This is a genomic window from Actinotalea ferrariae, from assembly GCF_019733465.1.
Lineage (GTDB): Bacteria > Actinomycetota > Actinomycetes > Actinomycetales > Cellulomonadaceae > Actinotalea > Actinotalea ferrariae_A.
The window spans coordinates 1-24,882 of sequence record NZ_JACVQL010000072.1 but is presented as its reverse complement, the minus strand read 5'-3'; the positions used below and the strand labels follow the sequence as shown (position 1 = coordinate 24,882).

Genomic DNA, 24,882 nt, shown 5'->3' with positions numbered 1-24,882 from the left:
GCCGACCGGGGCGCCGCCAGGCTCGCGAACCGGCTCGTGGGCAACGCCCGCGGCGCGGCCGTGCTCGAGACCGTCCTCGGCGGCCTGACGCTGCGGGCGCACCGGCCCGCGGTGGTCGCGCTGACGGGCGCGGCCGGTCACCTCGACGTCGTCGGTCCTGCGGGCGCGCGGCGCCTGGGTGCGGGCGCGCCCGGCATGGTGGGGCCGGGGGAGACGCTCGCCGTCCCCCCGCCGGCGACGGGGCTCCGCTCCTACCTGGCGGTCCGGGGCGGCGTGGACGTGCCGCAGGCGCTCGGCAGCCGCTCGTCCGACGTGCTGGCGGGGCTCGGCCCCGCAGCGCTCGCCGCCGGGGACGTGCTCGGCGTCGGGACCGCGGTCGAGGCGGCGGTCGCCGATGCCGTGGCGCTCGCGCCCCCGCCCGCGGGCGAGGTCACCGTCCGGGCGGTTCCCGGGCCGGATCCCGACGTCGGCGACGTCGAGCGCCTGTGGGACGTGACGTGGACCGTCTCCGCCGCGTCCGACCGGGTCGGCCTGCGGCTGACCGGCGGGCGGCTCGGCCGGCCGGACGGCGGCGACCGGGCGAGCAGCGGCGTGGTGGCGGGGGCGGTCCAGGTGCCGCCGTCGGGCGAGCCGGTCGTCTTCCTCGTGGACCACCCCGTGACGGGCGGCTACCCGGTGGTCGCCGTGGTCGTCGACGCGGACCGGGACGTGCTGGCGCAGCTGCGGCCCGGGCAGGGTCTGCGGATCGTGCCGTACCGAGGGACGGGACCACGTGTGGACAGCGCTCCCGCCCTCGCCGATCCTGAGGAGGTCCGCGTCGAGACCTCGGCCGGCCCGACCCAGGGAGCCCCATGACCCAGCCCACGCCCGACTTCGTCGTCTCCGGCGTCCCGTTCCCGGTGCGGCAGGTCGACGGCCGCCCCCCGCAGTCCCTCGAGGACTTCGTGGACGAGGCGACCCTCGTGCTCGAGGACCGGTCGGGCGAGCGGACCGTCGTCGGCGAGGGCCACCTCGAGGGGGACCAGGTCCGGTTCCACGAGAAGGCCGCCTTCCAGGGCGGCAAGGACGTCCGCGTGTGGTCGGTGCGCGCGGAGGGCGACATCTTCACCGCGCAGGCCTCCTGAACGCCGTCCCCGCGACCGTCCTGATCGGCGGCCGACCATGCCGGCGTCGACGCGGGCGACGACACGGGTGACGGCCGCGTGAGCGCGCACCTGCTGCTGCTCGCGGACACCCACGTGCCCGCGCGGGCCAAGGACCTGCCGGCCGAGGTGTGGCGACTCGTGGACGAGGCGGACCTCGTCGTCCACGCGGGGGACTGGGTGGACGTGGGACTCCTCGACGCGCTCGAGGACCGGGCCCGCGCGCTGCTCGCGTGCTGGGGCAACAACGACGGCGCACCGCTGCGCGCCAGGCTGCCCGAGGTCGCCCGCGCCACGGTCGATGGCGTGCGGTTCGGGGTCGTCCACGAGACCGGCGCGGCCGGCGGGCGCGAGCGCCGGATGGACGCCGCGCACCCGGGGCTCGACGTCCTCGTCTTCGGCCACAGCCACATCCCCTGGGACTCCGTCACGCCCGCGGGGATGCGCCTGCTCAACCCCGGGTCGCCGACCGACCGCCGGCGGCAGCCGCACCGGACCGTCATGACCGCCGTCGTGCACCCGGCCGACGGCGACCGGCCCGCGACGGTGACCGTGGAGCTCGTCAGGCTCTGAGGTCAGTGGTGGTGACCGTGCCGGCCGAGCGTCTGCTCGGGCGTCGCGCCGGGGCGCGTCCACTGCGGCACGGGCCGGCCGGTCGGGCCCCACGTGGCCTCGCCGTCGACGTCGGTCCGCCAGTACCAGCACGCCTCGCGGCCCTCGGGCCAGCCCTCCGGGTCGTCCTGCCACGCCTCGCGGCGCCCGTAGGGCGTCATGTCGAGGACCGCGAACGACGCGTCGGCCGCCTCGACGCCGCGGCCCGTCGTCTCGTAGGTGAGGAACACGCGGTCGTCGACGCGCAGGAAGCACGAGATCGACCCCATGTCGCTCCCGACGGGCCCCGGGACGTCGCGCACCGAGTACCAGGGCTGGGTGTAGCCCATGAACTCGACGAACGGGGCCACCTCGTCCCAGACGCCGGTCGTCACGACCGCGTACGCGATGCCGCGCGCCGCGAGGTACACCGGGTCCTTGAGGTGCCAGGCCGTGACGGTGCAGCCCTCGCACTGCCCCTGGTGCGGTGCGCCGTCGTGCCACATGTGCTTGTAGACCACGAGCTCCTCGCGGCCCTGGAACAGGTCCGCGAAGGCGACCGGGCCGTCCGCGCCGACGACCGTCACCGACCCGTCGACCTCGACCATCGGCAGCCGGCGGCGGGCCGCCGCGAGGGCGTCGCCCGCCCGCGTGTGCGCCTTCTCGCGGACGAGCAGCTCGTCGCGCGCCGCCTGCCAGGTCGCCATGTCGACGACGGGCGGGCGGCCCGGCACGGCAGTGGTCGGTGCGCCGTGCAGGGTCGTCATGGTGTCCTCCGTGGTGCCTGGTGCGGGACGCCGACCTACGGCCGCCCCCGGGTCACCCAGGAAGACTCGTGCCGGGGCCGGAACTCATCGCTGCGGCCCCGGCACGCGGGAGGGTCAGACCGTGCCGGGACCCGTCCCCGTGTACGGGTGGGCGCGGTGCTCCTCGTGCGCCCGGGCGATGAGCTCGCGGAGCTCGTCCTGGCCCTTCGCGATCGAGGGGTGCTCGGCCGCCATCCGGCGCAGCTCGGCCTCCTCGTCCACGAGCTCGGCGTAGATGCGCTCGCGCTCCGCCGGGTCCGCGGTGTACTCGAGGTCGAGGTACTCCGTGGCGTGCCGGCGGGCGCTGTTGAGCGCGTTCTGCGCGCGTCCCGCGGGGCTCACCAGCGACGCGATCACGGTCACCACGAGGACGCCGACGATGACGCTCAGCGACAGCGGCGTGCTGACCTCGACCACGTGGATCGGCTCGCCGTTGTTGACCCACGGGATGTTGTTCTCGTGCATGGCGTGCAGGATCAGCTTCACGCCGATGAAGCCCAGGATCGCCGCGAGGCCGTAGGACAGGTAGATGAGCCGGTCGAGCAGGCCGTCGATGAGGAAGTACAGCTGCCGCAGGCCCATGAGCGAGAAGGCCGTCGCGGTGAACACGATGTACACGTTCTGCGTGAGCCCGAAGATCGCGGGGATCGAGTCGAGCGCGAAGAGGATGTCGGTGCCGCCGATGGCCACCATGACGAGCAGCATCGGCGTGAGCGCGCGCTTGCCGTCGACGCGCGTGAAGAGCTTGTCGCCGTCGTAGTGGTCCGTGGTGTGGAACACCTTGCGGGCGAGCCGGATCATGAAGTTGTCGGCCGTGTGCGAGTCGGACGACTCGGGCTTGAGCAGGTTCCCCGCCGTGATGAGCAGGATCAGGCCGAACGCGTAGAAGACCCAGGCGAACGAGTTGATGAGCGCCGCGCCCAGCAGGATGAACCCGGTGCGCGCGATCAGCGAGAACGTGATCCCGAACAGCAGCACCTTCTGCTGGTCCTCGCGGGGCACCCGGAAGCTCGACATGATGATCAGGAAGACGAACAGGTTGTCCACCGAGAGCGCCTTCTCGGTGATGTAGCCGGCGAAGTACTCCTGCCCGGCGACGTGGCCGCCGTAGAGCCAGACGCCCACGCCGAAGAGGAGGGCGATCCCGACGTAGATCGCCGACCAGAAGCCGGCCTCGCGCAGTGTCGGCGTGTGCGCCTTGCGGACGTGGAAGACGTAGTCGAAGGCCAGGAGCGCGAGGATCCCCGCGATCGTCAGGGTCCAGACCAGGGGTGAGACGACCATCGGGCGCGCGTCCTCCAGAGTTCGTGCACGGTTCACGCGGGCGGCTCGCACGCGTCCTGCGAGGCCAACGAACCCGGCGCCCGCCCGGTTCCACCGGGCCGCGGCCGCGTGGTCCTCGTGCCCGCCAGGCTACCGGCGCCGCGCCCGCCCGGCGCGACGGCCACGTGCGACGGCCGCCTGCGACGATGAGGCATGACCCCCGGTGACGACGGCGCCCGCGAGCGCGTGCTGGCCGTGCGCGCCGAGGCGGTGCGCCGGCTCGCGTCGCTCGGAGCTGCGTTCGACGACGTCGTGGCGGCGTCCGCATGGTCCAACGCCGACGACGAGCACGACCCCGAGGGCGCGACCGTCGCGTTCGAGCGCGCCCAGATCGGCGCCCTGGCCCGGCAGGCACGCGCGGACCTCGCCGACGCCGACGCCGCGCTGGTCCGGCTCGACGCCGGGACCTACGCGACGTGCGAGCGCTGCGGCACGCGCATCCCGGCCGAACGGCTCGCCGTGCGGCCGACGACGCGGCGCTGCGTCGCGTGCGCCGGACGCCCGGGCTGAAGGTCCTGTCCCCGGCCCCGACGGCCGGTCGATGCTGAGGGTGCCCAGCCCCACGTCCCTCGAGAGGTACCCCGGTGAACGAGCTCACGACCATGACCGTCGACCTGACCGTCGGCGTCGACGAGGACGACCTGCCCCCGTTCTGGGACTGACCCGCTCCGGTCGCGGGCCCCGCGACCGCGTGCCTACGGTGGCCCGGTCGCGGGGCGGCGCCAGCCGTCCGGAAGAAGCGCCGTCGTGCGTCGTCGGTGCCATCTCAGGACCGGCGTCCGCCCGCGGGCGGCCGGGTCCCGAGTCCGTTGACGGACCGGCCGACCGCAGGACGGTCGGCGACCCCCGAGGGGACCACCAGATGTTCTTCCACCGCCAGGAGCTCCAGCACAAGGCCAGCCCGGACCGTCCCGACGCCGTCTACGCGCGCAAGCTGCAGGAGGTGCTCGGCGGCCAGTACGGCGAGATCACCGTCGCGATGCAGTACGGCTTCCAGTCGTGGAACGCCCACATCCCCGGCAAGTACCGCGACCTGCTCTTCGGCATCGGCGCGGAGGAGTTCGGCCACGTCGAGATGCTCGCGACCATGATCGCGCAGCTGCTCGAGAAGGCGCCGATCGGCGTCACGGAGAAGGCCGTCCAGGACGACCCCACGGTCGCGGCCGTGATCGGCGGCACCGACCTCCAGCACGCGATCGTCGCGGGCGCGGGTGCGCGCCCGGTGGACAGCATGGGCAACCCGTGGTCGGCCGGCTACATCACGGCGAGCGGCAACCTGCTCGCGGACTTCACGGCGAACGCGAACGCGGAGATGCAGGGACGCGTGCAGGTGGCGCGGCTCTACCACATGACGGACGACGCCGGCGTGCGCGACCTGCTCTCGTTCCTCCTGGCGCGGGACACCATGCACCAGAACCAGTGGATCGCCGCGGCGCGCGAGCTCCAGGAGGAGGGCCTCGAGGGGCTGCCCGTCCCGAGCAACTTCCCGCAGGCCAAGGAGGACCGCTCGGTGTCGTACGACTACATCAACTTCTCCGACGGGGCCGCGGCCGCCGAGGGCTCGTGGGCCAGCGGCCCGACGCCCGACGGCAACGGCCAGTTCTCCTACAAGGAGGCTCCCGGGACGAGCCAGACCGTGCCGATGCCCCCGCCCACGCGGCCCGACTCGCGCCTCTACGGCACGACGGACCTGCCGAACGCGGTCGAGAAGATCGCCGGCACGGTGCAGGACAAGCTGCACAAGGAGTGATCGGCGGCGGGGGCGGCGACCGCGGTCGCCGCCCCCGTGCCGTCCAGCCGTCCAGCCGCCGCGTCGCGGGTCAGTGGGGTCCGACGGCGCGCGCCTCGTCCACGGCCTCGGCGGCACCCCACCGCCACGGCTCCCCGTGCCCGGGAAGCAGCACGGTCGCGCCCGTCGCGGCGATGCGGTCGAGCGAGGCGAGCGCCTGCCTGCTGTCCGCCGTCGCCGCGCCCGCGACGATCTGCGGCCCCTCGACGCCCGTGTACGGGTCGAGCGTCACGAGGGCGTCGCCGACGAGCACGACGTCGCGGTCGGGCAGGTGGAGCGCGCAGTGCCCGAACGTGTGCCCGGGCGTGAACACGAGGCGCGGCGCGCCGGGGAGGTCGAGCGGTCCGTCGGCGCCGTACGGCACGAGGTCGCGGACACCCGGGACCTTGAGCGCGCCCGCACGCGCCATCGCACCGAGGATCCGCACCGATCCCGGGTGCTTCACCGGGTAGAGCGCGCGGAGGTTCTCGTGCGCGTAGCGGTACGGGTGGGCGGCGATGAAGAAGTCCTCGGGGTGCGCCCACACGGGCACGCCGAGCCGCCGCTGCGCCACGGCCGCGAAGCCGGTGTGGTCGAAGTGGGCGTGCGTCAGGGCGATGCCGGCGACGTCCGAGGGCCGGCGGCCGAGGCTGCGCAGCGCCTCGCCCAGCAGCGGCCACATCGCGGGCAGTCCCGCGTCGACCACGAGGACCCGGTTGTCGTCGCCCTGTACGACGTACAGGTTGACGTAGGCGTGCGAGAGGCGGTGGACGCCGTCGGCGACCTCGGTGAACGACATCGGGACCTCCGGGCAGACGTGGTGCTCCACGGTCCCTCCGGAGCGGCACGCGGGCAACTCGGCGTTCTCTGCACCCCTCCGGGTGAGGGACCTGCGGCGCGCGGCACCGACCGCGACCCTCGGGCGGACCGCGAGGCCGCGTGGTAGAACGCGGTGCGTGACCTTCGTCGACCTCCGCCCGGCCGGTGCGGACGAGGCCGCAGCCCTCGTCGCGCTGCGGGACGCCTGCGCGCGGTGGCAGCTCTCGCGGGGCGTCGTCCAGTGGGCGCCGGGCGAGGTCTCCGTCGACCGGGTCGCTGCCCAGGTGGCGGCGGGGGAGTGGTACGTCCACGCGCGCCACGGCCGGCCGGACGCCGCGATCCGCATCGTCGAGGAGGACACCCTCGTGTGGCCCGACGGGCTGCCGGCCGGCTACCTGCACGGGTTCATGGTGGACCGGGCGCTCGCCGGTGCCGGCCTGGGTGCCGCCGTGCTGCGCTGGGCGGAGGACGAGGTCCGTGCGCGCGGGCACGACGTCGTCCGGCTCGACTGCGTCGCGACGAACGACGTGCTGCGCAGCTACTACCGGGCACGGGGGTACACGGAGCGCGGCGTCGCGGACCGCAGCGCCGCGGGCCTGCTGCCGTGCATGCGCTTCGAGAAGCACCTCGCCGCGACTCCCCGACCGCACGGCGCGTAGGCGCGACCCGCCCGGCCGACGGCCCAGCAGCGGTTCACGGCGCCGCGGGGTCACCCGGCGTCAGCACCCGCAGCCCGCGTCGCACGAGCGCCACGACGGTCGGGTGGTCGTGTGACGCGTCCGTCACCACGCCGGCGACCTCGTCGAGGCCGAGCACCGTGTGCGCCGACGCGGTGCCGAGCTTCTCGGCGCTCGCGAGCACCCAGGTCTCGGCGGCGCGAGCGGCGAGGAGACGCTTCATGGCCGCCTCCTCAGCGTCGCCGGTCGTGAGGCCCGCCGCCTCGTGGACGCCCGTGACCCCGAGCAGGAAGAGGTCGGCGACCACGCGCTGGGCGGCCTCGGCGGCGGCGGCGCCGCAGGCGACGGCCGAGTGCTTGAAGAGCCGGCCACCGATGACGTGGACGTCGGCGTCGGGGTGGTCGACGAGCGCTGTGGCGACCGTCGGGCTGTGGGTGACCACCAGCGCGGCGGAGCGCGCCGGGAGCGCGCGCGCGACGGCGTGCGCCGACGTGCCGCCGTCGAGCAGCAGCGTGCTGCCGGGCCGGACCAGGCCCACCGCGGCGCGGGCGAGGCGCTCCTTGCCCTCGACGTGGAGCGTCGAGCGCGCCGCGAGGTCGGCCACCGCGGGGGAGGCGGGCAGCGCACCGCCGTAGACCCGCTGGCACAACCCCGCGGCGGCGAGGTCGCGCAGGTCGCGGCGGATGCTGTCCTCGGAGAGGCGCAGCTCGTCGGCGAGGTCCTTCGCCACCAGGCGTCCGTCGCGCCGGAGGCGCTCGAGCAGCAGGTCACGGCGCTGGGCGGCGAGCATGGGTCCTCCGGGGGGCCGTCGGGCGGTCGCAGGTCGAGCTCTGATGTTCCGAGTGCTTCCGAATGCTGCACGGTTCTGCGTACTGTAGCGCCATGACGACCTCGAGCAGCACGCTTGCCGACCGGCCCCGTGACCGGGCGGGCCTCGACCTGCCCGACGCCCGCGGGCGCACCGACCTCGACCGGGCCGGCCTGGACCTGACGGGCAACCCGGACGTCCGCGTGGTCGACGTCGAGCTCCTCGCCTCCGCCTGGCACGTGCTGCGCCGCACCACGCTGGAGTACCGCGGCCGCGACGGCCGCTGGTCCACCCAGCAGCGCGAGACGTACGACCGCGGGAACGGTGCGACGGTCCTGCTGCACGACGTCGAGCGCCGGACCGTCCTGCTCACCCGGCAGTTCCGCTTCCCGGCGTACGTCAACGGGCACCCCGACGGGATGCTCGTCGAGGCCGCCGCGGGTCTCCTCGACGCGGACGACCCCGAGACGGCGGTGCGGCGGGAGACCGAGGAGGAGCTCGGCGTGACCTTGGGCGGCGTCGAGCACGTCATGGACCTCTACATGAGTCCCGGTTCGGTCACGGAGGTGCTGCACTTCTACGCGGCGCCCTACACGGCGCCCGAGCGCACCGGCGTCGGTGGCGGCGTCGCCGCGGAGGGCGAGGACATCGAGGTGCTCGAGGTCGACGTCGACGAGGCCCTCGCCCGGGTGCGCGACGGGCGCATCGTCGACGCCAAGACGGTCGTGCTGCTCCAGTGGGCCGTCCTCTCCGGGCCGTTCGCCGTGCCGCGGCCGAGCACGACGTCCTGACGTCCGGCGCGTCACGCCCCGGGGTGCCCGGGGCGGCGTGCGGTCAGCGCGACCCGTCGTCGGCCGGTCCGGGCGGGTCGCTCGGTGCGGCCGGCGGCACGTCGGGTGGGACGCGGTTCGGGCCGGCCTCGGCCGGGCGCGGTCGGTCCTGGCGGTGCAGGCGGACGGCGACGAGGGCGACGTCGTCGGTGGCGTGCGCGGGGAGCATGCGTGCGAGCACCTCGTCGCACAGGGTGTCGAGATCGCGGTCGGCGAGCTCGGCGAGCGTGTCACGCAGCTGGGCCATGCCCTCGCGCAGCGGGCGGTCCCGGCTCTCGACGAGGCCGTCGGTGTAGAGCAGGACGGTCGCCCCGCGGTCGAGAGCGATCTCGGACTCGGTCCGCGTCGCGTCCGGCAGCACGCCGAGGAGCACGTCCGGCCGCACCGCGGTGAGGGTCGCCACGGTGCCGTCGGGGTTGATCACCATCGGGTCCGGGTGACCGGCGTTGGAGAAGCGGATGTGCGTCACGCCGCGCAGCCGCTCGTCCTCGGTCTGCTCGATCCTCGCGACGACGGCCGTCGCGATGACGTCCACCTGCAGCGTCCGCAGCGCGCGGTCCACGTCCTCGAGCACGCGCGCAGGGCCGGACCCCGAGGTGACCGCGATCCCGCGGAGCACCGACCGCAGCTGCCCCATCGCCGCGGCCGCCGCGACGTCGTGGCCGACGACGTCACCGATCACCAGGACGGTCGCCCCGTCGGCCTGGAGGAACGCGTCGTACCAGTCGCCGCCCACCTTGGCCGCCTCGGCGGCGGGCTCGTACCGGACCACGACCTGCACGTGGTCGGGTTCGGGCGGCTCGGTGAGCATGGACCGCTGGAACGCCTCGGCCAGCTGCCGCTGCTGCCGGTAGAGCCGCGCGTTGTCGAGGGCCAGGCCCGCCCGCCCGGCGACCTCGTCGGCGTTGCGCAGGTCCTCGGGCGAGATCGGCGCCCGGTCCGCCCCGTTGAACAGGGTGATCGCACCCACCGTGCGGCTGCGGGCCCGCATCGGCAGGACGCACGCCGAGTCGGGCGCGAGCCGTTCCAGCAGGTCGCGTGTCTCGCCCGGCCGCAGGATGCGCATGATCGCCTCCGTGGCGCCGTGCGGGACCGTCACGACCTCACCCGTGCCCAGGGACCGCGCCAGGAACGAGCGGTCGTGCAGCGCCGCGAGCCGGGTCGCGGCGTACCGCTCGACGAGCGGGCGGGCCGCGGGGTCGACGTGCCACGAGGCGATGTCCCGCAGGCCTCGGCGTGCGACGTCACCGTCGCTCGGGTCCTCGACGAGCGTGATGACGCACCAGTCCGCGAGCTCGGGCACGAGGAGCTGCGCGAGCCGGGCGACGGCCTCCTCCGCCTCGAGCGTCTCGGCCAGCTCGTGCGTGACCCGCGCGGTGAGCGCGGACCGGCGCGCCGCGTCGGCCGCGGTCGTCAGCGCCTTCCGACGGCTCGTCACGTCGAGGAAGTAGACCGAGAGGCCGTCGGGCTGGGGCCACGCGCGGACCTCGTACCAGCGGTCGAGCGGCTCGGGGTAGTACGCCTCGAACGACACGGTCGTGGCCGTGGTCGCGGCCTCCCGGTACGCGCTCTCGAACTGCGAGCCGACGGCGTCGGGGAACGCCTCCCAGACGACGGTCCCGATGAGCTCCGACCGCGGTCGCAGCAGCACCCGCTCGGCCTCGGCGTTGACGTACGTGAACCGCCAGTCGGTGCTGAGCGAGAAGAAGGCGGTGGGGATCGCCTCGAGCACGCGGGCCACGCGCGCCTCGCTGTCGCGCTGGGCCGTGCTGTCGTAGCCGATGCCCAGGACGCGAAGCGCGTGACCGTCCGGTCCGGGCAGCGCGCGGCCGCGCGAGGAGACCCACCGGGCGGGCCGGTCGGGCGCGAGCACGCGGTACTCGAGCTCGAAGTCGCCGACCGTGTCGATCGCGCGTTGCACCGTGCGACCCACGACGGGCCGGTCGTCCGGGTGCAGCCGGGCGTTGAACGCCGCCACCGAGCCGTCGAACTCGCCACGCTCGTAGCCGAACAGCGCGTGCATGCGGTCGTCCCAGTGCAGCACGTGCGTGGTGAGGTCCCACTCGAACGTGCCGACGCCGGCCGCCGAGAGCGACAGGTCCGCGAGGACCTCGGAGGTGTCCGACACGGACGCCGCCCGCGACGCCGCCCGTCCCGTGTCGCGGCGGTCCCGCCGGTGGCGGCCGGCGCGGGGCCGCACGTCGTCGGGCACTGCACCTCCAGGGGTCGGGACGGTCACCGTGCTTCATCATCGGGTGCGCGTCCGTCGCCCGCGAGGCGACGGACGCGCGCCCGCGGCCGGCCCACGTCATGCTGGGTGGTCCGGGGGAGGTGGGCATGGCCAGACCGAGGAGTGCGGCTGTGGCGGCGAGCAGCCGCTGGACGGACCCCGACGGCGTCCGCATGCCGGCGGGCGAGGTCCACGCGTGGGAGCGTGGCACCAACCAGACGGTGTGCGGCCTGGCACTGAGCCGCAGCGGCCTCGAGCGCTTCTCGCACGTCTCCTGGGCGGACGTCCAGCCGGAGACCGGACGCCACGCCGACGAGGTCGGTCGCGTCTGCCCCCGCTGCGCGGCAGGCATGGGTCGCCGCCGGGACGAGCGCCCGTGGCGCCGGACCGACCCGCGTCCCTGACGGGGCCGCCCACGACCGACCTCGTCCCTGAGGACCTCTCAGTCGAGGGGCGTCGTGCCGTCGAGCGGCACCGCGAACCAGACCGTCTTGCCCCCGCTCGGGTGCACGTCCACACCCCAGCGTGCTGCCAGGCGCTCGACGAGGCGCAGGCCCTGCCCACCCGGGACGCCCGGCCCCGTGGTGCGCACGACCGGCAGGTCGTCGCCCTCGTCCGTCACGCGCACGACGAGGTGGTCCGCGTCGATCCCGAGCCGCACGAGCACGGGCTCCGACGACCCGTGCGCCAGGGCGTTGGCGACGAGCTCGCTGGTGAGCAGCTCGATGACACGCACGAGTCCCGGGGGGACGTCCGCGTCCTGGGCCTGCTTGACGGCCCAGTGGCGGGCGGTCCGGATGGAGGAGGGGCGCCCGTCGAGGTGGATCTCCGCGACGGCCATCGGGTCAGGATGGAGCATCATGGGCGCCGCCGCGCGGTGAGCCGGGTCGCCGCGACCATCAGCTGCCCAGCCTGGTGCGGACGACCTCGGCGATCTCCTGGATGTAGGCGTCCATGGCCACGAGCGGCTCCTGGTCCCAGGGGTCGAGCCGGTCCGAGTACAGGTTGATCGCGACGGTCGTCACGTCGTCGACGACGGCGGGCAGCGCGGCGGAGGAACGGAAGCCGGCGTCGAGCGACGCGTCCCGCCACGCGGGCCACCGCTCGTCGGCCTGGATGTCGGGCACCAGGACCCCGTGCAGGACCTCCATCGCGGTGACGCACGGGCCCTCGCCCGCCGCCACCTCGACCTGGTCGCACCGGGCGGCCCGCTCGTCGCTGCTCCCGACGTAGCGCAGCTCACCGTGGTGCTTCAGCGTGATGCTGCAGTACGTGTCGGGTCCGAGACGCTCCGCGGCCGCCTGCGCGTACTCGTCGATCGTGGATCTCAGGTTGGGCATGGTCACCCTCGGGGTCGTGCGGAGCGGCACGGTCGGGGGCCGTGCGCGCGATCAGCGTAGCCCCGCGGCGACGCCGGCGCCGTCGGTGGGGCTCAGCGGGCGTCCCCCGCCCTGAGCCGCCTCGACGGCCAGCCGCTCGCGGTGCCCACCATGGTCAGGAGCGACGGGACCAGCAGCGCGCGGACGACGAAGACGTCGAGCAGGATGCCGACGGCGAGGGCGAACCCGAGCTCGCGGAACGGTCGCAGGGGGACCAGCGCGAGCAGCCCGAAGCTCGCGGCGAGCGCGAGCCCCGCGGACGTGATGGCCCGGGTGGACTGGGGCACCCCCACGGTCATCGCCTCGCGGAGCGACCGGGTCTTGGCGAGCTGCCACACCTGCCCGACGGCGAAGATGTTGTAGTCGGACCCGAGCGACAGCAGCAGCACGGCTGCGGCGAACGGCACGTAGAACGTCAGGTCGTCGTGCCCGAGCAGCCCCTGGAACACCGTGACGGTGATGCCGAGCGTCGCGAGGAGCGCGAGCACGCTCGAGGCGAGCAGGTACAGGGGAGCGACGACCGCGCGCAGGAACAGCACGAGCATGAGCAGGTTGACCGCCAGGGCCGCGACGCTGATCCGCAGCAGGTCGTCGGTGGTGTCCTGGACGATGCCCGCCGCCAGCGCCGTGTCCCCGGCCACGCTGACGCCGACGTCGCCGACGCCGGCTCCCGCAGCCAGGCCGGGGAGGGCCGCCTCGAGCTGCGCGAGGGTCGCGATCGCGGTCGACTCGAGCGGGGAGTCGTCGAGGACGACGAGGTAGCGGGCGGCGTCGCCGGCGGGCGCGACCATGAGCTCGCGGTCGTCGACGGGGATGTCGCCCGGACCGAGGACGCCGGCGACACCGGGCTGTGCCTCGAGCGCGTCGCCCAGGCGGACGAGGGCCTCGGGGTCCGCGGCGACGTCCTCGCCCTCGAGCAGCAGCTCGGTGGGAGAGACGATGCCGGCCGCGAAGCCGTCGGTCGCGGCGTCGGCGGCCTGCGCCGCGGGGTGCGTGGCGGGCAGGGACTGCACGAAGCCGAGCCCGAGCTCGAGCTGACGCAGCGGGAGGGCTGCGACCGCGAGTCCGCCGATGCAGAGGACCGCGACCGCCCATGCCGAGGCGCGGCGGGTGACGAGGCGCGTGACGAAGGTGGGGCGCGTGGGTGCCCCTCCGGCCCGGCCCGGCGCCGTGGCCGCGGGGTCCTGCGGCCAGAACGCCCACCTGCCCACGACCGCCAGCAGCGCGGGGACGAGGGTGATCGCGACCGCGACGCCGAGCACGACCGTCAGCGCGAGCCCCGGCCCGAAACCGCGGAACAGGCCCGAGCCGGCGACGACGAGCGACGCCGTGCCGGCAGCCACCGTGACGCCCGCCACGGTGACGATCGGGGTGAAGGACGCCGTCGCGAGTCTGGCCGCCTCCAGCCGCGGACGGCCCTCGGCGAGCCGGGTGCGCAGTCCCGAGAGGTAGAAGATGCAGTAGTCCGTGACGACGCCGAGCAGGAGGGCCACGATGAGCGGCCGCAGGTCGGCCGGGACGGACACGTCGAGCATCCCCGCGAGCGACCCGGCGACGCCGAGCGTCACCCCCACGGCCGCGCCCACGCAGAAGAGGGTCACGAGCGGCGCGGCGAGCGAGCGGAACGTCAGGGCGACGACCGCCAGGATCGCCAGCACGGTCACGGCCTCGACGACGTGCACCCAACCGTTGACGATGTCGCCCTGGGCCGCGCGTGCCGGCACCGAGCCGGTCACGCCGACGTACGCGTCCGCGTCGTCCGTGAGCTCCTGCGCGGCGAACGCCTCGGCGACGTCGCGCTGCTCGAAGAAGCTCGCCGTCGGGTCGAGGAAGAGGAAGGTCATCACGGTGGTGTCCGCGGACGCCGCGCCCGGGAAGAGGTCGCCGCTGTTCGTCAGCGGCACGGCGCCGAGGACCTCGGTCTCGTACGACCCCTGGTTGAGGGCCACGCCCCGCAGGACGGCCTCCGCCTGCGCTAGCGGCTCCATGCCGTCGCGGTCGTGCTGGACGATCGCGACCCGGCTGAGCAGCGGGAAGCCGAACACCTCGGTCGAGCGGCGCTCGGCGACGAGGCTCGCGTCGTCGGCGCCCAGCTGCTCGAGGTCGTCACCCGACGCGCCCAGGGGCGGGAGGAGCGCCGCCGACGCGACGGCGGCGACCGTCCACGCCCCGATGACGAGCCAGCGCAGCGCGACGACGACCCGCGCGTAGCCGTACCAGAGCCGAGCGCTCAGGCCAGGGCCGGCCGGGTGGACGCTGCGCGCGGGCGCCGCGGCGTCCGTGGACGTGGAGGTGGACGTGGACGACGTCGACCGGCTCACGGTGCCGCGTCCTCGCCGGAGCCGTCGTCGGACTCCTCGCCGGCGGCCTCGCGACACTCGCGCGAGGCCTGCTCGGAACCGGGCTGCGCGTCCTGGACCGCGTCGAGCGCCTCGGCGGCCCGCCGCGCGTCCTGGTCACGCAGGGCGAGCGCGATCTCGTCGATCGCCTCCGTGAGCGTCTCGTTGTACTCGGCGGCCCGGACGCAGGCCCGCGGCACGTCCCCGGTCGGGCCGGCGGCCCCGTCCGGGTCGTCGTCCGTCCCGTCCGCGGGTTCGTCGCGCGCGGACGTCGCGGGCCGGTCGCCGTCCCCGATCACGCCGAGCGACGTGAGCACGAGCCCGGCGGCCGCGGTGAGCAGCACACCGGTGAGGAACGCGACGACGACGCGGAGCGCCTGGCGCGCGCGGCCCAGCGGGCGTCGTCCGCGGCCGTCGTCGGGGCGGTCGTCAGGGCTCGAGGGTCCGTCCGCGCCACCCTGCCTGCCGAGCTGCCCGTCGCTCTGCCTGTCGGCGCGCTCGCCGAGCTCCCCGCGCTGTGCCACAGCCGTCCCTCCCGTGCCGAAGACCACGCGGTCGTCATCGGTCCCGCCTCGACCCGAGCGCTGCGTCGGACCTGTGATCGTAGGGATGCGCCGGGACGCCGCAACCCGGAGCGGGAGCCGGATCGGGTGATCCTCACGCACGCGGGGCCCGGACGGCGCACGTCGCTCCCGGCGGGTGTCGTACGGGGGCCGTAGCGTGGGGCCATGCCCCTCACGTCCTGGACCCGGTCGGGTCCCGTGCCCGACCGGCGCCCGGGTCACGACCGGTGCCGTGCCGTCGCACGCCCGACGTGGCTGCGGTGACCGCGCGCGTCGGGCGCTGCCTCGTGCCCGTCGCCGAGTTCGGCCCGTTCGACTCGCTCGCCGACGCCGCGCACGGGCACTACGTGGACGGCTTCTCGGAGCGTGCCGTGTCGCTGTGCCGCACCGGCCTCGCGCTCGCGCGGGCCGGCGGCGACGTCGTCACCGCACGCTACTTCCGCTACATCGAGGGCGTGGCCCTGCAGGAGCTCGGCCGTCATCCGGAGGCCGTCGAGGCCGCGGACGCGCTCCTCGCCGACCTCGGCGACCACGTCGAGCCGATGTGGCGGGCCAAGGCGCTCGCGCTCGCCGCGGAGGCGAGCACCCGGATCGGGGAGCACGCGCGTGCCGTCGGCGCCGTCGCCGAGGCGCACTGGTTGCTCGACGCGGTCCGCGAGCGCACCTACGGCCACCTGTCCGCGAGCATGGCCGTCGGGCTCGCGCTGCGCTCGCTCAACCTCCTGGAGGAGGCCGACGCCGTCCTGCGCTCGATCTCCGGCAGCGGCGGGTCGGGCGTGGACGTCCTCATCGCCCAGGAGCGCGCCCTCCTGAGCGCGTACTGGGGCACGAGCCTCATCCTCATCGGCCGGCGGGACGAGGCGAGGGCGCGCTTCGTGGCGTGCGCCTCGACCGCACGCAGGATGGCGGCGCTCGCCCACGCGGACGAGGACGCGGCGATGGCCGCGCGGGCGGAGGTCATCGAGGCCTTCGCCATGATGCAGCTCGGCGCGGTCGGCCTGGCGGCGTCGCGTGCGCTGGACGCCGCCACGCGGTTCACGGCGCGTCCCGAGCTCGTCGAGACCCACCTCCTCCGGCTGGTCGCCGCGCGCAAGGCGGCCGACGACGCGCGCTTCGACGACGCCCGCGACGACCTGGAGCAGCTCGTGGTCGACGCGGACGCCGCGGGTCGGGAGGTGTGGGCGGCGATCGCACGCTGGGCGCTCGCCCAGGTGCACGTCGAGCAGCAGGGGCCGCACCCGGCGATCGAGCCGCTGCTCACCCTGGCGCGCGGGGCGCTCGCGCGCGTGTGGTCGGAGCGCGAGGGGAGGTTCGCGGCCCTCCACGACCGCCACCAGCTGCGCGAGCTCACCGCCGAGACCGAGCGCATCAGCCGTGTCCTCATGCAGGACCCGCTGACGCGGCTCGGCAACCGCCGGCTCATCGACATGACGGCCGACGAGCACACCGACTACCCGTGGGCCGTCTTCGTCGACGTCGACAACTTCAAGGCGATCAACGACTCCTACTCGCACGGAGTCGGTGACGTCGTGCTGCGCACGCTCGGTGGCATCGTGCGGTCCCAGGCGCGCGAGACCGACCTGGTCGCGCGCTACGGCGGCGACGAGTTCCTCGTGCTGCTCGGGGGCGGCGGGGACGCCGCTCAGGCGCTGGCCGACCGCGTCCAGGCCGCGGTCGAGTCGCACGAGTGGTCGCACCTGGCGCCCGGTCTCGAGGTCACCGTCTCCGTCGGGGTAGGTCCCACGGACGGCGGGACCGCGGACCGGTGGCGGGCCGCCGACGCGGCTCTGCTCGCCGCCAAGCGCGCCGGGCGCAACCGCGTCGTCGTCGCCGGCTGACCCGACGCGAGCCGGACGGCACAGCTCCGCCCGCCTCGCGTCGCCCTGGTCGCGAGGTCGACGATGGAGGGGTGAGTGGTCGGGCCCCTGAGCACGTCGTGCGCCGCGCCGTCGCGCTGCAGAGCTGGGCGGACATCGCCTTCCTGCACTGGCGTGCCCCGGTCCCGCAGGTCCAGGCGTTGCTGCCGCCAGGTCTGACGGTCGACGCCCTGGACGGCAGCGCGTGGCTCGGCGTCACCCCGTTCCGGATGCAGGACGTGCGGGCTCCCGGGGTCCCCGCCCTGCCGGGCTGGTCGACGTTCCCGGAGTGCAACGTGCGCACCTACGTGCGCGGACCGGACGGCCGGGACGGCCTGTGGTTCCTGCGACTGGTCTGCCCCCGGCGGGCCGTCGTCCTCGCGCTGCGCACCGTCGGCCTGCCGTACGTGCACGGAGACGGCACCGCAGTGGTACGCCACGATCGTGCGACGTACCGCTTCGCGAGGCTCGGCGCACGGGACCCCGCGCCGTTCGAGTGCGACGTGGACGTGGGTGCGAGCCTCCCCGAGCAGGAGCGGACGCCGCTCGTCGACGCCCTCACCGGCCGCTGGTCGGCGTGGACCTGGGTCGCGGGCAGGCTGCTCCGCGTGCCGGTGGAGCACGAGCCCTGGCCGCTGCGCGGAGCATCGGCGCGGCTGCGAGCCGTCCCCGGCGACGTGGGGGAGCTCGCGCTTCCCGCGGAAACCCCGCCGGAGCTCGTCCACTTCTCGTCGGGCGTGCGGTCGCGCATCGGCCTGCCGCACGTCGTCGGGCGCCGCCGGGCGGCCGCCCCCCGTTGACTCACGGGCGGGCGTCGGTGCAGAGCTCGACCTCGGCGAGCCCCTGGTCGTCGTCGAGCTCCACCGACAGCTCGACCTCGCCGCCGTCGCCGCGGAACGTGATCTCGACGTCGTCCGCCTGCTCGGCCGTCACCTCGTGCTCCCAGCCCTCGGCGGGCTGCACCTCCTCGACGACGAGCGCGTCGCCCTCGAGCACCACGCGCGCCGTCCCGGCGTCCCCCGCGGAGTAGTCGCCGTCGTCGTCGTAGGGCAGGTCCACGCACCCGTCGTCGTCCGGCGACGCCGACGACGTCGGGTCGCCGCCCGGGACGCCCTCCTCGGCGGTGGCCTGGGGCGCCGGGCCGCCCGGGTCGTCGCCGTCGCCGTCCCCGGTGCAACCGGTCAGCGCGAGGGCCAGCGCGGCGGCGGTCACGAACCCGGCACGGGCACGTCGCGCGGCTGCGGGGGCGGTACGAGGTGGGACGGGGCGGCGACGGTGCGACATGGCGTCCTCCCGAGGTGTCGGTCCGTCGAGCGTCACACGCGGGGACAGGGTCGGCATCCCGGCGCAGGCCGGCGTCAGGGCGTGGTCGATTGACATTCGATAGGAACCAGGCGATTCTCGATGTATGTTGAAGACGGCGTGGGCGGTCGCCCTCCTGAGGGTCGTGCTCGTGATGGCCTTTCTCCTGCTGCTCGTCATGCAGGTGATGTCCGTCCCCGGCGGCCTGGCGTACGAGGTCGAGCAGTCGCCCGAGATGGCGTACCTGCGCTGGCCCCTGCTGGTGGTCCTCGAGATCCAGCTCCTCTGCGGACAGGTCGTCATCGTCTGCACCTGGAAGCTGCTCACGATGGTCAAGGACGACCGCATCTTCAGCGAACGCGCCTTCGCCTGGGTGGACGCGATCCTGTGGGCGATCGCCGTCGCGTGGGTGCTCCTGCTCGCGGTGTTCCTCTACGTCGGCTTCAACGCCGACGACCCCGGGGCGCCCCTGCTGCTCATGCTGCCGCTCACCGGGGGCGCGGTGCTCGGGCTGCTGATGATCGTGATGCGTGCGCTGCTGCGTCAGGCCACCGAGCTGCGCTCCGACATGGAGCAGGTCATCTGATGCCCATCGTCGTGCGCATCGACGTCGAGCTCGCCAAGCGGAAGATGAGCGTCGGCGAGTTCGCCGAGCGCGTCGGCCTCACGCCGGCGAACGTGGCGGTGCTCAAGAACGGCCGCGCCAAGGCCGTGCGCTTCAGCACCCTCGAGGCCATGTGCCGCGTGCTCGAGTGCCAGCCCGGCGACCTGCTCGAGTGGGTCGACGAGTGAGGCCGGCCGGAGCGCCGGACGTCGCCACGCGAGACCCGGGCTGACGCCCGTGCCGGACCTGGACGCCTGGGTCACGGGTCTGGCCGGCTCCCCGTGGGCGCTCGTCGCCGTGCTCGCCGCGACCGCCGTCGACGGCTTCTTCCCACCCGTGCCGAGCGAGTCGGTCGTCATCGCGCTCGCCGCCCTCTCGGCCGCCGGACGCGAGCCCACACCGTGGGTCCTCGGGGCCGTGGCGGCGCTCGGTGCCTTCATCGGCGACCAGGTCGCCTACGCGCTCGGGCGCCGGTTCCCCGTCCGGACGTCCCGCATGCTGCGGTCCGACCGCGCCCAGGCGGCCGTCGCACGGGCCGAGCGCGCCCTCGCGACGGACGGCGCCGCGTTCATCATCGGCGGCCGCTTCGTCCCGGTCGGACGCGTCGCCGTGAGCATGACCGCGGGCGCCGTGGGGTTCTCGCGCCGCCGCTTCCGCGCGGTCACGGGAGTCGCGGCCCTCCTGTGGTCCTCCTGGACCGTGGCGCTCGGCTACGGCGCGGGGCACCTGCTCGACGGGCTCCACCCGCTGGTCGGTGTCGGTGCCGGCGTCGCCGGTGGGCTGGTCGCGGGCGTGGTCCTCGACCGGATGATCCGTCGGCTCCGGCCCGGTCCGGGAGCCGACGGGTCGCGTGGGTCCGTCACACCCGCAGACCCTGCGCCGACGGACGACGCGGCCGGATCCGCGCCAGCGCGAGGCCCTCGCGTGCGAGGACGCGGGGGAGCGCACGCACGAACATCCGGTCCTTCTCCTGCTCCGCGTCCGACAGGTCCTGCCAGGGCACGAGGTCCGGGTGGGTGCGCTCCGTCCGTTCGAGGCCGAACGTGAACCCGGCGGCGACGCGCTCCTCGACCCAGCGCAGGTGCTCGGCCTCGGCGAGCAGCTCGACCTCGTCGTCGGTGAACGCGAACGTCGGCAGGGCCGGACCCGCCGGGACGACGACGCACGGGAGCAGGGCCAGCTTCTCGGCGACGTGCTCGGCCTGGGCCCGGTTCGACGCTCGGAGCGTCTCGGGCAGCCGGTCCCACGGCTGCACGGCCGCGTCGCTCCGCGCCGGGTCGGTCTCGGCGGCGTGCCGGAGGAACCGGGCGTGGAGGCCCCGCGCCAGCTTCTCGGTGAGCACCTGCTCGCGCAGGTGGTCGGGGTCCGCCACCGCGAGCGTGCGGCTGTGCACGCGCACCAGCCCGCCGGTGTCGTCCCGACGGCGCCTGAGCCCGGTGCTCAGCGTCCCCGCGATCCCGGTCTCCGCGTCCACGCACAGCACGACCTTGGCCACGGAGCGGTCACCCGGCTGCATCCACAGCAGCCCCGCCTTGAGGGTCTCCGCATCGGTGACGCCCGCGACGTAGGCCGTGGCCGACGCGAGCCCGCCGTCCAGGACGGCTGCCCCGGGTGCGGCACCCGCCCGCGGCACCGTCTGGAGCTCGACGTCGTCGGCGACGTGGGGCAGGCGCCCGAGGAGTGCGCTGAGCAGGTCGTCCGGGTGCGGACCGGCGGCCAGGAGCACCGGGCGCGGTGCGCCCCGCCGGCGCGCCGACGACAGCGCCTTGGCCGCCTCGACGGCGAGCGCCACGGCCAGGGGACCGGTCCCGGCGACGACGGTCGCCGTCCTGGGGTCCGGGGCGTCGTCGCGCACGACGGCGCTCGCGAAGACCTGGTCGCGCTCGAGCAGGTGCAGACGGAACGCACTCGTGTCCTCCGTGCCGAGGAAGCGGGCCTGGAGCGCGATCTGGAGCTCGGGGTCGTCGATCAGCGCGTAGCAGTCGAGCGGGGTCGCGCGGGCGAGCACGAGGGTGCGCGCGGTGGTCGCGACGGCCGCGTTGACGTCGGCCGCGTCGGCGATCGCGAACACGGCTCGCGCACGCGGCAAGGACGCGCGCTGCAGCACGACGTCGTCCCGCGCGTCGCCCGAGAGCGGGATGATGCCGCGCACCAGCGAGGTCGTCACCTGCTCGGTCGCCGCCGCGTGGTCGACCAGCACCGTCGGGCACTCGGTGGCGAGCGCACGGGAGAGGAACACACCGGTCCGGCCGCCGCCGCAGACGATGACGTGGTCGCGCGCCCGGCGTGCGCGCATGAGGCGCCACCGCTCGCTGAGCAGGACGGTCGCGGTGGCGACGAACGCATATGCAGTCGACATGGGAGCGATCGCCTTCGCGATGTCGTAGGCCAGGGGCACGTCCGTGTCGTCGTCGGCCAGGGCGGTCGGCGTCTGACCCGTGAAGAGCTGGACGACGCCGTGCGCGACGTCCCAGCCGTCGAGGTCGAGGTCACGTTCTTCCTCGACCTGCAGGATCCCGATCAGGCCCAGCACCGCAGCGCTCAGCGCGGCGGCGGTGAAGAGCAGCGAGAGGGGCAGCAGCACCGTCGTGCGGACGCCGGGGATCCTCGCCGGCAGCCGCAGCGGCGGCAGCATGCTCCTCACGCGCGGATGTTGTTGATGATCGACATGGAGGCCTGGTGCCGCATGTTGAGCATGTTGCTCATCATCGTCGCGTTGCTGACCTGGTTCTGGAGCTTGACCTGGAGCGCGAGCTCGGGGTCCTCCTCGGCCAGGCGCTCCTCCTCCGCGCGCTGGTCCGCGAGGAGCTCGCCGACGAGGCTGCCGATCCCGTCCGAGGACTCGGGTGAGCCGGCCGCCGGGGCGGCCCCGGCCGGCGCTGCCGCAGCGCCGATCACGGGCATCGTGAGCGACGGCGCGGGCCGCGACAGCACAGGGGTCGCCTGCGCCGTGGCGCCGTAGGCCTGCACGAGGCGGTCACGGAAGACGAGCCGGTCGTTCTCGCCGCCGGCCTGCCACAGGAACCTCGTCTGCGCCCACTCGAGGGGCAGCGTCGCGAGCCACTGCTGCTGGGTCCGGTCGAGCGACGGGTACTGGGCTGCCATCTGCTGCGTGAACTCCACGCGCAGGTCGTGGCCGAGGGGCGCCCAGGCGCGCCCCTCGACCAGCGCGTCGACGAAGCTCAGGATGCCGAGGTAGGAGTCGACGACCTCCTGGGTCAGGGGTGGGTCACCGGGGGCGAGCGGCGGGTTGGCCCGGTCGTACACCTCGAGGAGCCGGGTCGAGGCCTCGTCGTGCGCCGCGCGCAGCGATCCGACGAACGCGGGCTGCTGGAGCTCACGCAGGTACTCCCACGCGTCAGGGCCGCGGGACCGCGCCTCCTCCTGCGCCTCGACGAGCCCGGTCCACTGCTCCCGCGCGTCCTGCGGCAGGGACTCCCACGAGCCGGAGAGGTCGGCCGAGACCAGGGCCCACACGTCGTCGGGCACCGGCGTGCCGAGAAGCCACGCGATCGTCGTGCGCAGACGCTCGTCCATGGTCGCCATCGCTCCTCCTCGGCGTTCGCCCGGCACGGCGGTGGTCGTCGGCCGGGTCTCGGGTCCCGGCACGCCGGGGGCCGCCGGTGACAGCGGCTCGGCCCGCGGCGGGTCTGGGGCCTGCGGTGCTGCGGGCGGGGGCTGCGGCGGCCCGGGCGGCGCCTGCGGCGCGGGTTCCTGCGCCGGGGGGCCCGCGGGCTGCACCGCGACCGGCTCCCGCTCCCACCGGTCGCACGTGTGGTGCGGGTTGCGGAGCACGCACACGCTGAAGGAGTCCGGCGTCGAGAACACCTCGCACCAGGCGAGGTACCCCGGCTGGTTCAGCAGCTCGCCCCGTGTCTGGTAGGCACCGGTGAGCTCGAGCGCCTTGCGCGCCGACGCGCCCTCGCGGTGGGTCCGCAGCAGCGAGTCCGTCGTGTCCTTCTGGACGCCGGCGGACACGTTGCGCGCAGCGATGTCGACGTAGGTGCCCTCACGGAGCGCGTCGGCCTGCGGCGCCGTGCCGGCGCGCGCGTGCACGCAGTCCCGGCACGCATGGGGCTCGCGCGGTGCGGGGTCGTGGTCGTCGCAGCGCAGGCCCGCGTTGCGCACCTCGGCGATGTCGTAGAGGCCGTCCGCCTCGCGCAGGCCGCAGTACGCGGACATGACCGGTCGCCCGAGCCACTCGACCTTCCCGGCGATCGCCTGCGCGCGCTTGAAGTCCGCCTCGGCGTCGCGCTGCTTCTCCTCGTCCTCGACCACCTTGCCGAGCGCCTGGGCGACGTCGGCCGTGGTCGGCGGGAAGGTCGCGGCCAGGAGCTGGCTCGCGGGCCTGACGGCGCGGAACCAGCGGCAGGTGGTGCACGGACCGGTCATGGCCGTCGCTCCCCGTCCTCGCGTGCCCAGGCCTCGACGAGGTCGACCACCGACTGCGCGATCCGACGGATCTCGGCCTCGTCCTGGACCAGTCGGACCAGGTTCGTGGTCTCGGTGGCGTCCGCGGCCTCGTCGGCGGCCGCGCGTCGCCGCAGCTCCGTGTCCTGCGCGAGGACCGCCTGGACCTCGGCCGCGGGTCGGAGGTCGTCGATCGCCTGCGGCACCTCGACCCCGTCGACGAACAGGCGCTGCTGGTGGAGGCGCTCGAGCGTCCGCGCGAGCTGCCCGCTCTCCCGCTGGGACTCCTGGAGCTGCCGGACGCGCCGCTCGAGCGCCTCCTCGAGGAGCGCGGCCCGGGCGGCCGCGTCGGTGGACGCCGCAGCGCCCGGCGCACCCTCCGGGAGGGCCGCGGCGACGTCCTCGCGGGCGAGGTCCAGCGCGAACCGGACGAGCTCGACCTGGTCGGCCCGGGAGAGGTCGTCCCGCCGTTCGAGCAGCTCGCGGGCGCCGGGCGCGCCGGCCTTGACCTCGAAGGCCTTCTCGACCCGCCGGGTGCCGTCCTCCAGCCGGCGGAGCACGAGGCCGTCGGCCAGCTGACGTCCCATGCCGTCGCGAGCACGGTGACCGGCGACGAGCTCGAGCGCCGCGTCGCCGGTCTCGCGGAGCTGGGCCTGCACGCGGGCGTTGTTGAGCTCCTCGGTCACGGCCCCGCGGGCACGGTTCAGGCGGTCGCCGGGGTCGGTGCCCCGGGCGGCCGCCGCGACGCGGGCCAGGGCCTCGTCGTCGAGCACGTCGTCCGCCACCCCGGTGCGTGCGCGGAGCTCGGTCGTGCGCGCCGGGGACGGGCGCTCGAGCACCGCACGGGTCTCCTGCCGCACGTGGTCGAGCAGCCGGCGCGCCGTCCGGACGGTCTGCGCGCCCTGCTCACGGGCACGTGCGTTCGCCAGCCGCGCCGACTCGTCCTGCTCGGGCGAGACGACGGCGGCCGCGACCCGTTGCGCGTCCGCACCCTGGCGGGCGCGCATCCGCCCGGCGTTGTCGGTCATGGCGGCCTCGGCCCGCTGCGTCAGCTCGACGAGGGCCTCACGGCGTGCGGCCTGGTCCCGGTCGAGGGCGCCGGGGTCCTGCGCGGCGGCCGTCGGCCCCTCACTCAGCTCGTCGGCCTGCAGCCGGGTGAGGGCGTCGGCGGCGTCCGCGAGCGTGCGCCGGACGAGGTCGTCGACGCGGGACGCCGCCCGCAGCTCGCGCTGCTGCGTCCGCGCGGTCTCGGCCAGCGTCTCGTCGGCCGTGCGGGCAGCCCGGCTCTCCGGGCCGGCGGGCAGCGTCTCGCGCGTGTAGGACCGCAGCCTGTCGAAGGTCTCGCGCACCTCGGCCGAGCGCGCCTCGACCGCGGGCGCCGCCGCGGCCCGGGCGGCCTCGACGCCCGCGCGCGCGGCCGCGAGAGCCTCGACGC

25 protein-coding genes and 1 pseudogene are annotated in these 24,882 nt (G+C 75.1%); 13 read left to right on the top strand and 13 right to left on the bottom strand.

Annotated elements, in window-relative coordinates:
* From ICW40_RS06555 to ICW40_RS06545, 3 genes are all read left to right on the top strand, one after another.
* On the top strand, positions 1-855 hold an 855-nt coding region (locus tag ICW40_RS06555), incomplete at its 5' end, for a 5-oxoprolinase subunit C family protein (protein ID WP_221653028.1).
* Entirely contained in the window at positions 852-1,124 is a 273-nt protein-coding gene (locus tag ICW40_RS06550; protein WP_221653027.1) for a hypothetical protein, read from the top strand. The genes ICW40_RS06555 and ICW40_RS06550, both read left to right, overlap by 4 nt.
* 78 nt (positions 1,125-1,202) lie before the next feature.
* Complete coding sequence (locus ICW40_RS06545; RefSeq protein ID WP_221653026.1) at positions 1,203-1,715, top strand: metallophosphoesterase family protein; 513 nt, start codon at positions 1,203-1,205, stop codon at positions 1,713-1,715.
* 2 nt (positions 1,716-1,717) lie between these two features.
* On the opposite strand, the gene ICW40_RS06540 is transcribed toward ICW40_RS06545, so the two are convergent.
* A complete protein-coding gene (locus ICW40_RS06540) occupies positions 1,718-2,500 on the bottom strand; it encodes a DUF899 family protein (RefSeq protein ID WP_221653025.1) in 783 nt (260 codons plus the stop codon).
* A 114-nt stretch (positions 2,501-2,614) separates the two neighbouring features.
* Complete coding sequence (locus ICW40_RS06535; protein WP_221653024.1) at positions 2,615-3,823, bottom strand: TerC family protein; 1,209 nt, start codon at positions 3,821-3,823, stop codon at positions 2,615-2,617.
* 192 nt (positions 3,824-4,015) lie between these two features.
* On the opposite strand from ICW40_RS06535, the gene ICW40_RS06530 reads away from it, so the two are divergent.
* Positions 4,016-4,372 carry a TraR/DksA family transcriptional regulator gene (locus ICW40_RS06530; protein ID WP_221653023.1) on the top strand — a complete coding sequence of 119 codons (357 nt, stop codon included), beginning with the start codon at positions 4,016-4,018 and terminating at the stop codon, positions 4,370-4,372.
* A 352-nt stretch (positions 4,373-4,724) separates the two neighbouring features.
* Positions 4,725-5,612 carry a manganese catalase family protein gene (locus ICW40_RS06525; protein WP_221653022.1) on the top strand — a complete coding sequence of 296 codons (888 nt, stop codon included), beginning with the start codon at positions 4,725-4,727 and terminating at the stop codon, positions 5,610-5,612.
* Positions 5,613-5,682: 70 nt separating this feature from the next.
* On the opposite strand, the gene ICW40_RS06520 is transcribed toward ICW40_RS06525, so the two are convergent.
* Positions 5,683-6,459, bottom strand: a complete 777-nt coding sequence (locus tag ICW40_RS06520) for an MBL fold metallo-hydrolase (protein WP_308121670.1) — start codon at positions 6,457-6,459, stop codon at positions 5,683-5,685.
* A gap of 127 nt (positions 6,460-6,586) precedes the next feature.
* On the opposite strand from ICW40_RS06520, the gene ICW40_RS06515 reads away from it, so the two are divergent.
* Positions 6,587-7,108 (top strand): GNAT family N-acetyltransferase, encoded by a 522-nt coding sequence (locus tag ICW40_RS06515; protein ID WP_221653021.1) that lies wholly within the window; start codon positions 6,587-6,589, stop codon positions 7,106-7,108.
* A 34-nt stretch (positions 7,109-7,142) separates the two neighbouring features.
* Here ICW40_RS06515 and ICW40_RS06510 read toward each other — a convergent pair whose 3' ends face one another.
* Positions 7,143-7,916 carry a DeoR/GlpR family DNA-binding transcription regulator gene (locus ICW40_RS06510; protein WP_221653020.1) on the bottom strand — a complete coding sequence of 258 codons (774 nt, stop codon included), beginning with the start codon at positions 7,914-7,916 and terminating at the stop codon, positions 7,143-7,145.
* A gap of 92 nt (positions 7,917-8,008) precedes the next feature.
* Between ICW40_RS06510 and ICW40_RS06505 the strand changes: the two genes are divergently transcribed.
* Positions 8,009-8,725 carry an NUDIX domain-containing protein gene (locus tag ICW40_RS06505; RefSeq protein WP_221653019.1) on the top strand — a complete coding sequence of 239 codons (717 nt, stop codon included), beginning with the start codon at positions 8,009-8,011 and terminating at the stop codon, positions 8,723-8,725.
* A 43-nt stretch (positions 8,726-8,768) separates the two neighbouring features.
* On the opposite strand, the gene ICW40_RS06500 is transcribed toward ICW40_RS06505, so the two are convergent.
* On the bottom strand, positions 8,769-10,892 hold the full coding sequence (locus ICW40_RS06500; RefSeq protein ID WP_221653018.1) for a SpoIIE family protein phosphatase: 2,124 nt from the start codon (positions 10,890-10,892) through the stop codon (positions 8,769-8,771).
* Between the two features lie 233 nt (positions 10,893-11,125).
* Here ICW40_RS06500 and ICW40_RS06495 point away from each other — a divergent pair, with 233 nt between their 5' ends.
* Positions 11,126-11,398, top strand: coding sequence for a hypothetical protein (locus tag ICW40_RS06495; protein WP_308121669.1), 273 nt, complete (start codon positions 11,126-11,128; stop codon positions 11,396-11,398).
* 38 nt (positions 11,399-11,436) lie between these two features.
* On the opposite strand, the gene ICW40_RS06490 is transcribed toward ICW40_RS06495, so the two are convergent.
* The 4 genes from ICW40_RS06490 to ICW40_RS06475 form a co-directional block, all read right to left on the bottom strand.
* Positions 11,437-11,835, bottom strand: a complete 399-nt coding sequence (locus ICW40_RS06490; protein ID WP_221653016.1) for an ATP-binding protein — start codon at positions 11,833-11,835, stop codon at positions 11,437-11,439.
* Positions 11,836-11,893: 58 nt separating this feature from the next.
* The gene (locus ICW40_RS06485) at positions 11,894-12,334 is read right to left on the bottom strand and encodes a GAF domain-containing protein (protein ID WP_221653015.1); all 441 of its coding nucleotides are present in this window, start codon (positions 12,332-12,334) and stop codon (positions 11,894-11,896) included.
* A gap of 92 nt (positions 12,335-12,426) precedes the next feature.
* Entirely contained in the window at positions 12,427-14,694 is a 2,268-nt protein-coding gene (locus ICW40_RS06480) for an MMPL family transporter (RefSeq protein ID WP_221653014.1), read from the bottom strand.
* Positions 14,691-15,236: a hypothetical protein gene (locus ICW40_RS06475; RefSeq protein WP_221653013.1), complete on the bottom strand. Its 546-nt coding sequence runs from the start codon at positions 15,234-15,236 to the stop codon at positions 14,691-14,693. The genes ICW40_RS06480 and ICW40_RS06475 overlap by 4 nt, the downstream gene beginning before the upstream one ends.
* A gap of 299 nt (positions 15,237-15,535) precedes the next feature.
* Between ICW40_RS06475 and ICW40_RS21445 the strand changes: the two genes are divergently transcribed.
* On the top strand, positions 15,536-17,113 hold the full coding sequence (locus tag ICW40_RS21445; protein ID WP_221653012.1) for a GGDEF domain-containing protein: 1,578 nt from the start codon (positions 15,536-15,538) through the stop codon (positions 17,111-17,113).
* A 71-nt stretch (positions 17,114-17,184) separates the two neighbouring features.
* Positions 17,185-17,931, top strand: coding sequence for a YqjF family protein (locus ICW40_RS06465; protein ID WP_221653011.1), 747 nt, complete (start codon positions 17,185-17,187; stop codon positions 17,929-17,931).
* Between the two features lies 1 nt (position 17,932).
* Here the strand turns inward: ICW40_RS06465 and ICW40_RS06460 are convergent, their stop codons facing one another.
* Positions 17,933-18,343, bottom strand: coding sequence for a hypothetical protein (locus ICW40_RS06460; RefSeq protein ID WP_221653010.1), 411 nt, complete (start codon positions 18,341-18,343; stop codon positions 17,933-17,935).
* A gap of 196 nt (positions 18,344-18,539) precedes the next feature.
* Between ICW40_RS06460 and ICW40_RS06455 the strand changes: the two genes are divergently transcribed.
* The 3 genes and pseudogenes from ICW40_RS06455 to ICW40_RS21745 all read left to right on the top strand — a co-directional run.
* Positions 18,540-19,019: a DUF2975 domain-containing protein gene (locus ICW40_RS06455; protein ID WP_221653009.1), complete on the top strand. Its 480-nt coding sequence runs from the start codon at positions 18,540-18,542 to the stop codon at positions 19,017-19,019.
* The gene (locus tag ICW40_RS06450; protein WP_120783492.1) at positions 19,019-19,225 is read left to right on the top strand and encodes a helix-turn-helix domain-containing protein; all 207 of its coding nucleotides are present in this window, start codon (positions 19,019-19,021) and stop codon (positions 19,223-19,225) included. The genes ICW40_RS06455 and ICW40_RS06450 overlap by 1 nt, the downstream gene beginning before the upstream one ends.
* Before the next feature lie 49 nt (positions 19,226-19,274).
* Positions 19,275-19,739 (top strand): annotated as a pseudogene (locus tag ICW40_RS21745) (DedA family protein); the annotation flags it as partial.
* Positions 19,740-19,896: 157 nt separating this feature from the next.
* Here the strand turns inward: ICW40_RS21745 and ICW40_RS06445 are convergent.
* The 3 genes from ICW40_RS06445 to ICW40_RS06435 all read right to left on the bottom strand — a co-directional run.
* Positions 19,897-21,672, bottom strand: a complete 1,776-nt coding sequence (locus ICW40_RS06445) for an NAD-binding protein (RefSeq protein WP_260458868.1) — start codon at positions 21,670-21,672, stop codon at positions 19,897-19,899.
* Positions 21,673-21,677: 5 nt separating this feature from the next.
* On the bottom strand, positions 21,678-23,429 hold the full coding sequence (locus ICW40_RS06440) for a hypothetical protein (RefSeq protein WP_221653007.1): 1,752 nt from the start codon (positions 23,427-23,429) through the stop codon (positions 21,678-21,680).
* The coding region (locus ICW40_RS06435) for a hypothetical protein (protein WP_374199135.1) at positions 23,426-24,882 on the bottom strand (1,457 nt) is incomplete at its 5' end. The genes ICW40_RS06435 and ICW40_RS06440, both read right to left, overlap by 4 nt.

Coding starts and splice junctions, on each gene's coding strand:
- ICW40_RS06550 (WP_221653027.1), top strand. CDS start 852: ATGACCCAGCCCACGCCCGACTTCGTCGTCTCCGGCGTCCCGTTCCCG.
- ICW40_RS06540 (WP_221653025.1), bottom strand. CDS start 2,500: ATGACGACCCTGCACGGCGCACCGACCACTGCCGTGCCGGGCCGCCCG.
- ICW40_RS06535 (WP_221653024.1), bottom strand. CDS start 3,823: ATGGTCGTCTCACCCCTGGTCTGGACCCTGACGATCGCGGGGATCCTC.
- ICW40_RS06530 (WP_221653023.1), top strand. CDS start 4,016: ATGACCCCCGGTGACGACGGCGCCCGCGAGCGCGTGCTGGCCGTGCGC.
- ICW40_RS06525 (WP_221653022.1), top strand. CDS start 4,725: ATGTTCTTCCACCGCCAGGAGCTCCAGCACAAGGCCAGCCCGGACCGT.
- ICW40_RS06510 (WP_221653020.1), bottom strand. CDS start 7,916: ATGCTCGCCGCCCAGCGCCGTGACCTGCTGCTCGAGCGCCTCCGGCGC.
- ICW40_RS06505 (WP_221653019.1), top strand. CDS start 8,009: ATGACGACCTCGAGCAGCACGCTTGCCGACCGGCCCCGTGACCGGGCG.
- ICW40_RS06490 (WP_221653016.1), bottom strand. CDS start 11,835: ATGGCCGTCGCGGAGATCCACCTCGACGGGCGCCCCTCCTCCATCCGG.
- ICW40_RS06485 (WP_221653015.1), bottom strand. CDS start 12,334: ATGCCCAACCTGAGATCCACGATCGACGAGTACGCGCAGGCGGCCGCG.
- ICW40_RS06455 (WP_221653009.1), top strand. CDS start 18,540: ATGTTGAAGACGGCGTGGGCGGTCGCCCTCCTGAGGGTCGTGCTCGTG.
- ICW40_RS06450 (WP_120783492.1), top strand. CDS start 19,019: ATGCCCATCGTCGTGCGCATCGACGTCGAGCTCGCCAAGCGGAAGATG.
- ICW40_RS06445 (WP_260458868.1), bottom strand. CDS start 21,672: ATGCTGCCGCCGCTGCGGCTGCCGGCGAGGATCCCCGGCGTCCGCACG.
- ICW40_RS06440 (WP_221653007.1), bottom strand. CDS start 23,429: ATGACCGGTCCGTGCACCACCTGCCGCTGGTTCCGCGCCGTCAGGCCC.